This is a genomic window from Falsihalocynthiibacter sp. S25ZX9 (genome assembly GCF_041205405.1).
In the GTDB taxonomy this organism is placed as follows: domain Bacteria; phylum Pseudomonadota; class Alphaproteobacteria; order Rhodobacterales; family Rhodobacteraceae; genus Falsihalocynthiibacter; species Falsihalocynthiibacter arcticus.
Genome location: NZ_JBGFCD010000025.1, coordinates 1 through 14,102 on the forward strand (window position 1 = coordinate 1; position 14,102 = coordinate 14,102).

Annotated in this window: 13 protein-coding genes and 1 pseudogene; 8 read left to right on the top strand and 6 right to left on the bottom strand. The window is 49.8% G+C overall.

Annotation, left to right across the window (positions count from 1 at the left end):
• Window positions 1–132, top strand: a pseudogene (locus AB9F29_RS19670) (IS30 family transposase); the annotation flags it as partial.
• Between the two features lie 213 nt (window positions 133–345).
• Here AB9F29_RS19670 and AB9F29_RS19675 read toward each other — a convergent pair.
• Complete coding sequence (locus tag AB9F29_RS19675; RefSeq protein ID WP_335586773.1) at window positions 346–906, bottom strand: histidine phosphatase family protein; 561 nt, start codon at window positions 904–906, stop codon at window positions 346–348.
• A gap of 280 nt (window positions 907–1,186) precedes the next feature.
• On the opposite strand from AB9F29_RS19675, the gene AB9F29_RS19680 reads away from it, so the two are divergent.
• The 7 genes from AB9F29_RS19680 to AB9F29_RS19710 all read left to right on the top strand — a co-directional run bounded on the left by AB9F29_RS19680 (window position 1,187) and on the right by AB9F29_RS19710 (window position 8,954).
• A complete protein-coding gene (locus AB9F29_RS19680) occupies window positions 1,187–2,212 on the top strand; it encodes an ABC transporter substrate-binding protein (RefSeq protein ID WP_335586772.1) in 1,026 nt (341 codons plus the stop codon).
• A gap of 228 nt (window positions 2,213–2,440) precedes the next feature.
• Window positions 2,441–4,432 carry an ABC transporter permease gene (locus AB9F29_RS19685; RefSeq protein ID WP_369756943.1) on the top strand — a complete coding sequence of 664 codons (1,992 nt, stop codon included), beginning with the start codon at window positions 2,441–2,443 and terminating at the stop codon, window positions 4,430–4,432.
• Complete coding sequence (locus AB9F29_RS19690; protein ID WP_335586771.1) at window positions 4,429–5,496, top strand: ABC transporter ATP-binding protein; 1,068 nt, start codon at window positions 4,429–4,431, stop codon at window positions 5,494–5,496. The genes AB9F29_RS19685 and AB9F29_RS19690 overlap by 4 nt, the downstream gene beginning before the upstream one ends.
• 4 nt (window positions 5,497–5,500) lie before the next feature.
• Window positions 5,501–6,163, top strand: a complete 663-nt coding sequence (locus AB9F29_RS19695; protein ID WP_369756945.1) for an HAD family hydrolase — start codon at window positions 5,501–5,503, stop codon at window positions 6,161–6,163.
• 114 nt (window positions 6,164–6,277) lie between these two features.
• Complete coding sequence (locus tag AB9F29_RS19700; RefSeq protein WP_369756946.1) at window positions 6,278–7,213, top strand: inositol monophosphatase; 936 nt, start codon at window positions 6,278–6,280, stop codon at window positions 7,211–7,213.
• Between the two features lie 688 nt (window positions 7,214–7,901).
• Window positions 7,902–8,609 carry an IS6 family transposase gene (locus tag AB9F29_RS19705; protein WP_335586577.1) on the top strand — a complete coding sequence of 236 codons (708 nt, stop codon included), beginning with the start codon at window positions 7,902–7,904 and terminating at the stop codon, window positions 8,607–8,609.
• 18 nt (window positions 8,610–8,627) lie between these two features.
• The gene (locus AB9F29_RS19710) at window positions 8,628–8,954 is read left to right on the top strand and encodes an FCD domain-containing protein (protein WP_369756947.1); all 327 of its coding nucleotides are present in this window, start codon (window positions 8,628–8,630) and stop codon (window positions 8,952–8,954) included.
• A 79-nt stretch (window positions 8,955–9,033) separates the two neighbouring features.
• On the opposite strand, the gene hydA is transcribed toward AB9F29_RS19710, so the two are convergent.
• The 5 genes from hydA to AB9F29_RS19735 are packed head-to-tail and all read right to left on the bottom strand — an operon-like array spanning window position 9,034 to window position 14,078.
• A complete protein-coding gene (hydA, locus tag AB9F29_RS19715) occupies window positions 9,034–10,458 on the bottom strand; it encodes a dihydropyrimidinase (RefSeq protein ID WP_335586578.1) in 1,425 nt (474 codons plus the stop codon).
• A gap of 8 nt (window positions 10,459–10,466) precedes the next feature.
• On the bottom strand, window positions 10,467–11,720 hold the full coding sequence (locus AB9F29_RS19720; RefSeq protein ID WP_335586579.1) for an aminotransferase class V-fold PLP-dependent enzyme: 1,254 nt from the start codon (window positions 11,718–11,720) through the stop codon (window positions 10,467–10,469).
• A 24-nt stretch (window positions 11,721–11,744) separates the two neighbouring features.
• Window positions 11,745–12,482: an amino acid ABC transporter ATP-binding protein gene (locus AB9F29_RS19725; RefSeq protein ID WP_335586580.1), complete on the bottom strand. Its 738-nt coding sequence runs from the start codon at window positions 12,480–12,482 to the stop codon at window positions 11,745–11,747.
• The gene (locus tag AB9F29_RS19730; RefSeq protein ID WP_335586581.1) at window positions 12,479–13,153 is read right to left on the bottom strand and encodes an amino acid ABC transporter permease; all 675 of its coding nucleotides are present in this window, start codon (window positions 13,151–13,153) and stop codon (window positions 12,479–12,481) included. The genes AB9F29_RS19725 and AB9F29_RS19730 overlap by 4 nt, the downstream gene beginning before the upstream one ends.
• 55 nt (window positions 13,154–13,208) lie before the next feature.
• Window positions 13,209–14,078 (bottom strand): ABC transporter substrate-binding protein, encoded by an 870-nt coding sequence (locus tag AB9F29_RS19735; RefSeq protein WP_369756948.1) that lies wholly within the window; start codon window positions 14,076–14,078, stop codon window positions 13,209–13,211.
• Between the last annotated feature and the right edge of the window lie 24 nt (window positions 14,079–14,102).

The window sequence follows — 14,102 nt, forward strand, 5'->3', positions numbered from 1 at the left end:
ACCGACTTATCGGTCCATTCCCAAGCAAAGCTCAGTGCAATCGCAAGGCAACTCAACGAACGCCCTCGCAAGACCTTGCAATATCAAACGCCAGCAGAGAAGTTCGCAGAGTGTGTTGCGTTGACCCGTTGAGATCGCCGCCCATAGTGTCGAATGCTGCGATAACACAAAAGCACCGAAACTGCCCCCGATTAACTGACGTGAACGGCCCTTAGCTGCCGTTCACGTCCACCTCAGAATGCTGCAGTGCGGCCCGTCATTGCGGACATTCGTGCGGCGCGCAATTTTTCTGCGGGATCGTTAGTTTGCCGCACAAAGCGGCCGATAGCACCTAGCAAGTATTCCCTATCGAAACTGATGTATCTGGCAATTGTTCAGCGCAAAGCCAATAATCTCCTTAAAAGCATTTCCGTGCCCAACGATTGCGATAGTTTCATTGTCAATTTTGTTCAAATCAGCGACAAATCTAGAAATGCGTTTTTGAAACGATTCAATTGGTTCTTTTACAATATCCAGGACGGAATTATTGTTTTCATACCACCAAGACCGCGGCAAATGATCAAATGAAAGATTTGGAAAGTCTACTTTTAGCTCGTGTGGATGCCGCCCAATATCGCAACTATGTAATAGCAATTCATGGTGGCCATGTTGAACTTCAATAGGAGAAATACCTCCAAAAATCGTTTGTGCGGTTTGTATTGCGCGAGTGAATGGCGATGTTATTACGCGGGTAATTCCCAATCTAGAGGCTTTGTCACGAGCCGTCTTTGCTTGTGCCAATCCAAACTTTGTAAGCGGTGCATCAAAAATCATCGGATCATCAATACCCTTGAATGTAGCGTTGAACTCAGATTGACCGTGCCTAATAAAATAAATTGCCATGAAATACTGTTGCTCAACTGTCATCTGCTTGTCCACTGCCTTTATCGTCCCACTCCCCAAGGACGTAGATCTCGACATCCCAACTAATCTTCTCGGCTCCTGCTTTCCTAAAATCAGGTTGTGCCAATCTCTGGCCAATGCATGGCCTTTTGGCAAAGGGGACTTCGATGATAGGTGTCCAACTGACTGCGCTTGTTTTTAACAACGCTTACGAATTCGTTGCGTACAAATTTTTTTAACCATACGGTAACTAAAAACAAAAATAAAAACCGCCGCAAAGGTGGATCAAACCTTGGAGGAAGAAATGACTACATTTAACAAACTACTTGCCTCATCAGCATTTACGCTGGTCGCAGCAACGGGAGTGGCAAATGCTGCCAGCCTGACATTGTATTGCTCTGCACAAGAAGATTGGTGCCAGTTGGTTGCCAACAGCTTTGAAGAAACCTCTGGCATTGAGGTCAACATGACCCGTAAGAGTTCTGGAGAAACATTCGCCCAGATCAAAGCGGAATCGGCTAACCCGCGCGGTGACGTTTGGTGGGGTGGCACGGGTGACCCACATCTTCAAGCTGCAGAAGAAGACCTAACCATGGAATATCTGTCGCCAATGCGCGATCAACTTCATCCTTGGGCAATCTCACAGGCAGAAAGCTCTGGTAACCGCACAATCGGTATTTATTCTGGTGCGCTTGGGTATGGCTATAACACTGAATTGCTGGAAGCTGCGGGTCTTGAGGCACCTACTTGCTGGGCTGATTTACTTGATCCATCCTTTGATGGTCATGTTCAAATGGCAAATCCGAATTCATCGGGCACCGCGTATACTACGCTTGCGACAATCGTTCAGTTGTTTGGTGAAGAGAAGGGCTTTGAATTCATGGCTGGCCTTCACGCGAATATAAACCAGTACACCAAATCGGGCTCTGCCCCCATAAAAGCCGCTGCTCGTGGTGAATCCACTGTTGGCATCGTGTTCATGCATGACGCCGTAAAACAGGCTGTGGCTGGCTTCCCAATTGCTGTTGTAGCGCCTTGTGAAGGCACGGGTTTTGAGATTGGATCGATGTCGATAATCGACGGTGCACGCAATGAAGACAGCGCAAAAGCTTTTTATGACTGGGCTTTGACAACAGATGCGCAGAATCTTGCTTTGCAAGTCAACGCGTTCCAAGTGCCGTCAAATTCTGGTTCGGAAACATCTCCAGCAGCGCCTAACATGGAGGATATCAAGTTGATTGACTATGATTTCACCTTGTACGGTTCATCTGACGAGCGCCGTCGTTTGTTGTCTAAGTGGGATGAAGACATCTCAACTTTACCTCAATAAATCGTGGCAACGTCAACCAAAACGCTTTCCCAGCCGGTCCTTCTCTTATGGATTTTGGTCGGCTGGGCCGGTTTTCTATTGTTACCATGGTATTTGATAGATGGTGGGTTATTCTCTGGCCAATGGCTGGTTGACGGCTATCCTTTTGATAAAAATTATGCACCCGCGATATTTTTAATTGGTCAAGGTGAGAAGCTGTGGCTTGCACCGCTGCTAATTCCGCTGGTCATGCCACTCTTTGTTCTTAATCGGCCAAAAAGTGATCCGCTTTATGCAAAAATATTGATCCTAACGGGGGTGATTGGTTTTAGTTGGCTTATCATTCAAGGTTTTAGCATTGGTATTCGTGGCTGGAATTATGACTGGCTAACGGCCTTATTTGGTAAGCTGGACGGGCGCCAATTCGGCATGGGATATGGAGGACTATTTCTTGCCAGTTCATTCCTATTTCTATTAACCCAAGGCATTGCAGCGCGTGGCGCTATAAATGGCGATGTATTTGTGGTCAGCGCCATTGGGTTTGTCATCGCAATTGTTGGCGCGTTTGTTTTTTTTCCGATCGTCAACATGTTGATGTCGGCATTTATTACCGAAGACGGATCCTATTCGTTTATGGTTTTCGCCGGAAAATTCTTTGATGACCGATTGTGGGGACTTAGTTGCCTGTCGGGACCAGGTCGCTGTGGTGTCGCGTGGAACTCCTTATTTTTGGCGGTTTGCGTTGGCTTTTTGACCACCATTCTGGGGCTGACTTTTGCGCTGGTTGTCACGCGGTCAGGCTTTAAATACCGCCGTGCGGTGCGTGCATTGACAATTTTGCCGATCATCACACCGCCATTTGTCATTGGGCTTGCGCTTATTCTTATGTTTGGCTTGTCTGGGGCCGTTACAGAGTTTTTAAGTGAGTTGTTCGGCCTGCAACCAACCCGCTGGTTATATGGCTTGCCTGGCGTGATGATTGCGCAGGTTCTGGCCTATACGCCTATTGCTTTCCTAGTACTTATTGGCGTTGTCGAGGGCGTTAGCCCATCAATGGAAGAAGCCGCTCAAACGTTGCGTGCCTCGCGCTGGCAGGTGTTTCGAACAGTGTCACTACCGCTGATGCGACCAGGTTTGGCGAATGCGTTTTTGCTCGGATTTATCGAAAGCATGGCTGATTTTGGCAATCCACTAATTTTAGGGGGCAATTATGACGTTTTGTCCACTGAGATTTTCTTTGCCATAGTCGGCGCGCAATATGACCAAGGTCGCGCAGCAGTACTGGCGATTGTATTGCTTGGCTTTACGTTAACTGCGTTTTATGCCCAGCGAAAATGGCTTGGCAAAAAGTCATATACAACGGTTTCGGGCAAAGGCGACAGTGGCGTGCATCCTTTGATGCCTCGCGGGTTGGCCATACCAGTTTTGGCAATTGCCGCGCTTTGGAGCGCGTTCACCCTGATCATTTACGGCATGATCATTTACGGAAGCTTGGTAAAACTTTGGGGTGTCGATAATACTCTGACAATCAAACATTACGTTACAGCGTTTTCAGTGCGTATCACAGACAAAGGCTGGCAATGGACTGGGTCTGCATGGGATAGTTTTTGGACAACAATTCAGATCGCCACTATTGCTGCACCGTTAACAGCAGCGGTTGGATTGATCACAGCTTATCTGCTGACACGTCAAAATTTCCGAGGGAAAAACGCGTTTGAATTTGGCACCATGCTATCCTTTGCCATTCCCGGCACTGTAATTGGTGTCAGTTATATTCTGGCCTTTAATGTTCCGCCGATAGAATTAACAGGAACGGGTGTTATTTTGGTCATCAGTTTCGTCTTCCGCAACATGCCTGTTGGTGTGCGGGCGGGTATCGCGTCTATGTCTCAACTAGATAAGTCGCTGGACGAATCCTCACTGACGTTGGGTGCCAACAGTTGGCAAACTTTCAGAAAGGTTATCCTACCCTTGCTAAAACCCGCCATATTGGCGGCGCTGGTCTACAGTTTTGTGCGGGCGATGACGGCTATTTCTGCGGTGATATTTCTTGTGTCAGCGAAATACGACATGGCAACGAGCTATATCATCGGGCGAGTCGAAAACAATGACTATGGGCTAGCGATTGCCTATTCCACAACGTTGATTTTCGTAATGCTGTCGGCAGTGGGCATTTTGCAATTGTTGGTCGGGCGAACAAAAATTGGGCGGCGTGGAAGCGCTGCAAAGGATAAATTATGACTGATATAAATAGCAAAGCTGCAACCGTTAGTTTTCGCAACGTCACGAAGATGTATGGCAGCGATGTAAAGGCAATTGACAATATCAACCTAGAGATTGAGGCCGGAAAACTGGTCACCTTGCTCGGGCCATCTGGTTGCGGAAAAACGACAACATTGCGAATGGTTGCGGGACTTGAAATGGCAACCAAAGGCAAGATTTTTATTGGCGGTAAAGACGTCACTACTTTGCCCGCAACCGACCGTGATGTGTCGATGGTTTTCCAGTCCTACGCGTTATTTCCGCATATGACGGTGCTAGAGAACGTCTCATATGGCCTAGGGTTTTCAGGGTTTAATAAGTCAGAAACGCGTGAACGTGCCCATGCTGGCTTGGACCTTGTGGGGCTGACTGGTTATGGTGATCGGTTGCCAAGCGCGCTATCTGGTGGCCAACAGCAAAGGGTGGCAGTGGCACGCGCGCTGGTGTTGGAACCTCAAGTTTTGTTGTTTGACGAACCGCTTTCGAATTTGGATGCAAAGTTGCGGCGCCAAGTGCGCGAAGAAATTCGAGAGATTCAACAAAACCTCGGCCTCACAGTGGTTTACGTGACCCATGATCAAGAAGAAGCGCTGGCAGTTTCAGATGAAATTGTTGTGATGCGCAACGCATCAATTGCGCAGATGGGAACGCCTCGACAATTATATGACACGCCGGCCGATACGTTCGTGGCAGATTTTATTGGTGAGGCTAATTTGCTGCCTTGCGAAGTCACTGCTGTAAATGGTGATGCGGCGCATGTAACACTGGGTGATTTTCAAACAACTTTGCCCGCGAGAGGCGTCTCCCAAGGCGCTGCAATCATTGCTATTCGACCCTCTCGGCTGGTGATTGGTGCCGCGCGTGGTTTTAAAGCGGTTGTTAACAAGGCGACTTATGTTGGCAGCCGAATGGAGTACACACTAGATTCAGGGTTTTCGACGATGTTTGCAGTGCAAGACGAAGTAGATAACCCGCTTTCGATCGGACAAGAAATTACTGTTGGGTTCTCAGAAACCGGCCCAGTTTTGCTGCCGGTCAGTTAATACGATGTTATTGCGTTATCAAACCCAACAGCTCGACCTGAAAGATATCGACGCCGTGATTTTTGATCTGGATGGCACACTGGTAGAGAGCGAACCCGTTTGGGCCGAGGCCAAGAAATACATTGCCAATCGCGAGAACGTAGATGTCAGCGAGCCAATCTTATTGGCCTATGTGGGCCGTAGTGTTGCAGATTTTGTGACGGAAGTGATTGCCCCAGTCAACGTTCAGTTGGTTGAAAAGGATATTGTTGAGCGCGCGCTGGCTAATTACGAATTTAACGTATCCGAGATCCCTGGGGCTTCTGATTTGGTCAGGGAATTCTCCAGAAATGGGTTTGCCACAGCGATTTGCTCATCTGCACCAGAAAAAGCAATTCAAAAATGCGTCCAATTATTAAACATCGGGTCGTGTATTACCGAGGTCGTATCTTCTGAGTTTTTGGCAATAGGAAAGCCCGATAAATTCCCATTCGTGGAGACACTTCGCAGACTAGGGGTGCCCGCTGAAAGAGCTATCGCTTTTGAGGACTCTTCGGCCGGGTTAATTTCTTCTATATCGGCAGGAATTAAGACAATATGTGTTGGTCCATTTGCCGAATTGTGTAATTTTGAGTGCGCAATCTACGCAAAAAATATTAGTGGTATCAGTCTTATAGCACCACATTGATTTGTTTCGAAATCCTAGGAACGAGTAATTGTCCGCCCGCTTATCGTAGCGGGAATGTTCTTTTCGGCGAGTAACAGACATATGCAGAAGATTTGAATAGCCTATACCTTCAGAATGTTAGTTTTAGGAAAAGACGTAGGGCGACTATTAGAATTTCTTGAAGTTTTGTCGACTTTGGTTCACCTTCGCGGAAATGGAAGAAATAAAGCCATCAGCCTTTTTCTAGTGAGTAACATGAATATGTCAAATTTCAAAACTGGTGATGCAAACGAAATTGGTGTGCGAGCCACCTTTGCTGTGGAACTCATTCGACGCGCAGGTAAGCTCGCGCAAAAAGGGTTTGCTGCACAGTCACAGCAAAAAATAATGATGAAAGGTCCGCAGGATTTTTTGACAGAAACTGACCTAGCGGTCGAAGAATACATCAAATCCGCGTTGCTAACAAAGTTCCCAAATGACGGTTTTTTTGGAGAAGAGACCGGTGGCATAGGTGAAGAAAACTATTGGGTTGTAGATCCGATAGACGGGACGGCCAATTTTGCACGAGGAATTCCGCATTATTGTATCGCCATCGCATTTGTATCAAATAATGAAATTGAATTGGGTCTGATTTTTAATCCGCCGTTTGACGAATTGTATGTCTCGCGCAAGGGAGCTGGGACAACTCGTAACGGAGACGTGGTCCGTGTTTCAGATGTTGAGGACATTGACTCAACAAGCGTGGAAGTTGGCTGGTCAAACCGTTTGCCTAACCTAGGCTATCTCAATATTTTGGCGGCAGTTTTGTCGGCGGGGGCCAATGCTCGGCGGGCATCATCAGGAGCACTAGGGCTTGCATATGTAGCCGACGGCCGCTCAGACGGTTATGTAGAACTACATATGAACGCTTGGGATTGCCTCGCAGGATTGCTCATGGTGCGTGAAGCAGGTGGAGTGATAGCGGGCACTTGTCTCACTGGAGATTTACGAAAGGGTGGTTCTGTCTTAGCTGCAACGCCAAAAATCGCGCCCATTTTGGCGAAAGCCAGCGATATAGCCATTAAGTACTGATTTTCAACACAACCCACGCGACGGGCATGTCGGTGTTAGAAAGACGCGCAAGAGTTTCTCGCAGATGGTACCGCTGATTATCGAGGACACTAGGCATTTGATTGCTATCACCATCGGGAAGGTTTCGCGAAACAGGAGCGGGAAGCTGCGGCTCGATTGGGAAAAGAATTTGGCATCATTTTTGAGCTCAATTTGAAAGTAGGGATCGGCGAAAGATCATTTGAATCGTTTGTCATCGATGCGCGGCATTCTTTATAAGGGAAATTGATAGGCGTTCGGCTTCTCGATCAATGTGAACGTCGGCATTGCCAAGGTACTTGAAACTGCTTCGCATCCGCAGTGAACGTCCGATGTCCGCCCTTACACAGCAGGGAAATCAATATATCAGTCGGATATTCTAAAACTGCTGCTTGGGAACCATAAATTGAAAGGCTTTGCCTGCCAAAACCCTGTCGAGAAGCTAAGGTGTGTTGGGCGATAGAAATTGCCGGAAGCGCCTGCATGGCATCTCTTTCGCAACGGCTGGAACCTTCGCTTAGCAGACCTTGGTCCAACCCGCAGCGAACGACCGCTATCCGCGGTGGTTTCAACCGGTGGACGCAACACTTTAATCTTTTTGGAAAGATGGAGGGCACTGTCAGAAGAAAACTCGGTTGAAGTGTGCAAGTGGCACACTTAGCGTCTCCGGATGACAAAACGTGACCCATTCAAGTACTTCAAGACGAGCCCGCAGATCATCCGCTTGGCGGTGATGCTTTACGTTCGGCACCCTCTGTCACTCCGGAATGTGGAGGATCTGCTGCATGAGCGCGGTATTGAAATTAGCCATGAGACGGTGCGGTTCTGGTGGAACCGGTTCGGCCCGTTGTTCGCCGCGGAGATCCGAAGGAAACGGGTCGGTCGGATGCGTGCTCATTCGAATTGGCAATGGCATTTGGACGAAGTTTTTGTGAGGATCAACGGCGAGACCCATTATCTTTGGCGAGCCGTGGATCACGAGGGCGAGGTGCTGGAAAGCTATGTTATCAAGCGCCGGGATGGCAAGGCGGCGCTGAAATTCCTCAGGAAATCAATGAAACGATATGGTCGACCCCATGTCATCGTGACTGATCTTCTGCGGTCTTACGGCGCCGCGATGAAGGTCATCGGCAATGCAGATCGCCAGGAGACAGGTCGCTGGATGAACAATCGCGCCGAGAATTCACACTTACCATTTCGACGAAGAGAACGGGCAATGCTTCGCTTCCGACGAACGCGAACCTTGCAAAAGTTCGTCTCCGTCCACGCCTCCGTTCACAACCATTTCAACCAGGAAAGACATCTCTACTCCCGAGAAAACTTCAAGCTTAACCGCGCCGTCGCTCTTGCAGAGTGGCGTCAACTCGGTGCGGCATAAAGGGCGGCTTCATCGTCCTTGTCGAGACTGGTTCGCATTCGTCTGACAGCACCATCTGGGCAGTTCCATATTGAAATTGCGCGGATTGCCGGTCAGGCGACCATTGCCGACTTCGTTGAAACTCTGATTGCAAGATCGTCGCTCATCATTGCCCTTTATTGGCGCCGACAAAGTGCGTTGTGCGAGAGCCACGCTCATAATGCCTTGGTTCAATCGATCCAGGATCATGAAGCCACGCGGGCTGAAGAGCTCATGCGAAGTCACTTAGTTGACCTTCATTCCGCGCTCGACCTGCGCGAAAGCCCCAAACAAATGAAGAAATTACGGGATGTTCTGACGCCATAAAACGTCAGCTCAAGCGAAGACCGAACGCGTTTCTGCGAGGCCAACATCACGGCTTTCAATTACGCAAACCCGCCTCAAATCAGTTGCCGCCAAGTGTATCCAATGCTGCACTTGTGCCACGGGTTTGATAGGTACCAACCCCCATCTTCGCGACGATACCGCCGTTCAGGACGATAGTCTCTCCCCGCAAAATTGTGCGTGTGGGCCAACCCGTAATACGCATTCCCTCATAAGGTGTGTAGTCGCAACCGTGATGCAGTTTGTCCTGCGAAATAACCGCTGTTTTGGTCGGATCCCAAAGAGTGATGTCGGCGTCTGCACCGATGACAAGTGCGCCTTTCTGAGGATAGAGCCCATAGAGTTTGGCAGGGTTCGTTGAGGTCAGCGCTACAAAGCGCTCCAGCGAGATGCGCCCTTTACTCACCCCTTCAGAGAATAAGATTGGCAGGCGCGTTTCGACTCCAGGAATACCATTTGGCACCCATTTAAATGAGGTCCGCGCCTTGGGGTTGTCTTTGCCAGTATTCTCGGGCCCATCGAAATAAAACGGGCAGTGATCGGAAGAAAAAACATCAAATGTACCATCCCGTAGACCTTCCCAGATAGCCGCCTGACTGTCGCTATCACGCGGTGGTGGCGAGCAGACATATTTTGCGCCCTCGAAGTCCATGTTCAGCCCCTTTAGATCGTCGCGCGTCAGGACGATATATTGCGGGCACGTTTCTGCATGCACTTTCATGCCACGCCGCTGGGCCCACTGGATTTGCTCCATTGGATCGCGGCCGGACACATGCACGATCATCACAGGCACATCCGTCATCTGCGCATGACTAATAGCGCGATGTGTCGCCTCGCGCTCCGCGGCTTGGTGATGGGCTTCAGCGTGATAATAGGGCGCAGTTTTCCCCTCATCCTCAAGTCGTTGGGTCATGTATTTGATCGCATCATGCCCTTCGGCATGCACCATTACTAACGCGCGTTCGCGCCGTGCCACGTCGAACACCTCAAGCAATTCGGCATCATTCAGAACCAGATCGTCATACGTCATGAAAACCTTGAACGAGGTATAGCCATCACGTACCAATGCGGGCAATTCCTGTCCAAGCACCTGTGGCGTGGGGTCGGATATCACCAGATGAAACGAGATGTCCGTGTAGCATTGCCCCTCGGCTTTTGAATGATAATCCTGCACACAATCGCGAAGGGAGCTGCCTTTTTGCTGCATTGCAAAAGGCAACACAGTTGTGTTGCCCCCTGCAGCTGCTGAACGCGTACCGGTCTCAAAATCATCTGCCATCACGGTGCCGTCGGACGTTGGCTGCGCCAAGTGCACATGAGCATCGATGCCGCCGGGCAAGACCAGAAGACCGGTCGCATCAATAACTTCATCGGCATCACTAAGTGCGGCAGCAATTTCTACAATCCGCCCATCTTTGACGCCCAAATCCGCGCGGTATCGGTCTGAGGCCGTCACCAATGTCCCCCCACGGATAATTAAATCCAACCTTTCCCTCATGACGCATGCGCCATCTTCGAAACAACTTCGGCAAGGGCAGCAGTTGCGCGGTCGACCTGTTCCAGCGAATTATAATGCACCATCGAAATTCGTAAGACACCGTTGTCCACGTTTTCCTGTAGATCCTCTACCAAGCGGCGGGAATGGAAATCCCCAAACCGAATTGCGACCCCGTAGTCATCCATAGCCCGCGCAATGGCACCGCTATCCAAACCATCAAACTTAAAGGCAATTGTCGGCACCCGCGCCGCGTCATCCTCATGACCGATCACACGGCAATCATTGCGCGCGCTTAACCAGTCAAGCAGCCGCTTTGACAACACCGCTTCTTGCGCCTTGATGCCCTCAAAACCAGCTTCCAAAAGGGCACGGTCACTCCCCTCCCCACCCAGATGGCGACCAAGCGCTACAAAATACTCCACAATGCCCACGGTGCTATAAGCCAGTTCGTAATTTGGATTACCCGGTTCCAGTTTCCCCGGTACTTTGTCTTTGCCGTAAAAATAAAGATACTGCCCATCCAATTCACGAAGCAGATCGTATTTTCCGTACATGATAGCGGTATGCGGCCCATAGCATTTGTAGAGGCTAAAGGCGTAATAATCCACATCCCATGCCTCAACATCAATGGCGCGGTGGGGCGCATAGGCCACCCCATCAACACAAATGCGAGCACCACGTTCATGAACGAATGCCGCGATTTCCTTAACAGGGTTCACCATTCCCAAAATATTAGAAACATGGTGAACACAGACCAACTTGGTGCGCTCTGTCATCAGTGGCTCCAGATCTTCAAGCCTCAGCGACATGCTGGATTGATCCAGCGGCCAGCATTTAATAACAACACCAAATTCCGCCAATTCGTTCCAAGGTCCGATGTTGGATTCGTGATCAGCATGGCTGACAATGATCTCGTCACCGGGGAGGAATTGTCTCCTCATTGATGAAGCTAAAGTCCTCAGAAGCTGGGTTGTAGAGGGGCCGAATACAATTTCCTCCGGACGTGCTGCGTTGACCAACGTTTGCGCCGCTTGACGACCAAGCATCAAGGCCTCAGCTGCAGCCTGTGAAACTTGATAACTGCCCCCAATTTGAACGTTACGTTCAATCAAAAACTCGGTGATTTTATCCACAGCGCCCTGAATAATCTGACTACCACCGGCATTGTCAAGAAATACCCAACCCGATTTCAAACCGGGGAAATGACCCTGTACAAAGTCTAGATCAATTGCGTCTTTTACTGTGCTCATTTTTAGTCCTAACGTTTCTTGAAATCAATGATTCAGCACTGCGCTGAGAAAGTTCTGCGTGCGTGGTTCTTGTGGATTTCCCAGCACTTGTTCGGGTGGGCCAGCTTCAATAACTTCGCCAGCGTCCATGAAAATTACGCGATCAGCGACCTGACTGGCGAAGCCCATCTCATGGGTTACCACGACCATCGTCACGCCTGTGCCGGCCAGCGACTTCATCACATCCAATACTTCTCCCACCATTTCAGGGTCGAGTGCAGAGGTGGGCTCATCAAACAACATTACCTGTGGCTCCATTGCCAAGGCGCGGGCGATTGCCACACGTTGTTGTTGCCCGCCAGACAGATGCTCGGGGTATTTATCGGCCTGCTCGGCGATACCAACCCTTGCGAGCAAGGCATCGGCTTGTGCGATTGCTATCTTGCGCGTGGCTTTGCGAACAAGGCGCGGTGCCAGCATGATGTTCTCGCGCACGGTAAGGTGAGGAAACAAGTTGAATCCCTGAAAAACCATCCCAACTTCAGCGCGAACTTTTGCGAGTGAGCGTCCAGCCTTAACTGGCGTACCGTCTACGCGAATTTCACTACTCGCTTCGAATGCTTCCAGCCGATTGATACACCGAATTAGTGTCGATTTACCTGATCCAGAGGGGCCGATTACACAGACAACCTCGCCTTTTTCGATTTCCAAATTGATTCCGCGCAGCGCTTCATAGGTTCCGTAAAACTTGCGAAGATCGCGAATACTTATGTAACCGCTCATGCCTTTCTCCCCGAATTAAAACGTTTCTCCAGGTGTGACACCAGCAGAACCAACGGCCAAAGGAATGCAATATAGATCAGCGCAGCCCCAATCAGCGGCGTTGGATTGGCCGCCAAGGCCTGTGCCTGCGTAGCTTGCTTCAGTAGATCGGGCATGGCCACGACCGACGCCAATGCTGTGTCTTTGATCACGTTGATCGAGTTATTTGTTAGGGGCGGAATGACAATTCGGATCGCTTGGGGCAGGATTACATTGGCTAACGTTTGGCGCGGCCTCAGACCCAGAGCTTCAGAAGCTTCGAACTGGCCTTTAGGGATTGCCTCGATGCCAGCGCGAAAAATCTCCGCCGTGTAGGCGCTGGAGACAAGGGTAAGTGCGGCTAGAACCGAAGCAAAGGACGACAATCGGAGCCCGACAAATGGCAGAGCGTAGTAAACCACGATCAAGAGCACGAGCAACGGGATAGAGCGAAAAATATCAATATATATCCGCATTAATATACGAACTGGCGCGACGCTATAGAGGCGCATCATCGCAACAGCCAGCCCCAAAGCCAGCCCCGTAACGATGCTGGTGGCACCCAACTGCAGGGTCACAATTAAGCCCTGCATGAGCATCGGAAAACTGCGCTTCAGCACCGCCATATTGAGAAATGTGTCAAAAAAGTCCATGAGGTTCTTTCGTCGCATGGCGCAGACCGCGAACGGTCCACGCCAAGATGAGTTCCTAAAGCTTCGGCATATCCAAAACCATCACAGTCGAGGTCGTCGCTTCGGGCACGGCACCAAACCATTTTTCATGCAATTCAGAAATTACCCCTTCTTCTTTAAGCCCCGTAAGGATGTCGTTGACTTCGACAGCCAAAGGCGCGTCCTTGGCGAACATCATCGAATACTTTTCACCAGTTTCGATACGTTGCACGACTGAAAGGTTAGGCTTGTCCTTCACATAATAAAGCAGTGCGGGGATGTCGGAGATATAGCCATCAATACGACCTGCCGCGAGATCGAGCATGGCGGGGGATAGACCTTCGTAGCGCTTGATGTCTGAAAATCCGACATCACCGGTATTCTCAGTTGCCCACATGTCGCCGGTGGACCCAGTGTCCACCCCAACAACCTTCTCGTTCATGTCCTTTAGATCGATGGGACCACCCGAGACGACGGTGAGTGATTGGTCGCTGTCATAATAAGGTTGCGCGAACGTCACAGATTCTAAACGCGCATCCGTGATCGTGATAGAGGACATTGCCACTTCGATCCGGCCGGATTGCACGGCGGAAAATAAGCCGTTGAAAGGAATATTTACAATTTCGACGTCACGCCCGAGCTTTTCCGCGACGGCATTAACCAAGTCGACTTCAAAGCCGACGAAAGCGCCCGATTCGTCCTGAAATTCCCACGGCACATTGCCAATATTTGCGCCCACTATGAGCGTATCGGCAACTGCCGCGCCGCCAGCCAAGCTGGACACGACAAGTGTAAGTGCAGAGATTTTGCTGATTTTTCCAAACATGAGTAGATTTCCCTGTTGTTTTGTTGAATTTAAATTCAAACTGGTATGACCGGTCTGTCCGGTCATACCAAAACCAATCACGGTACTTGCCGTCTTGCAACCCCA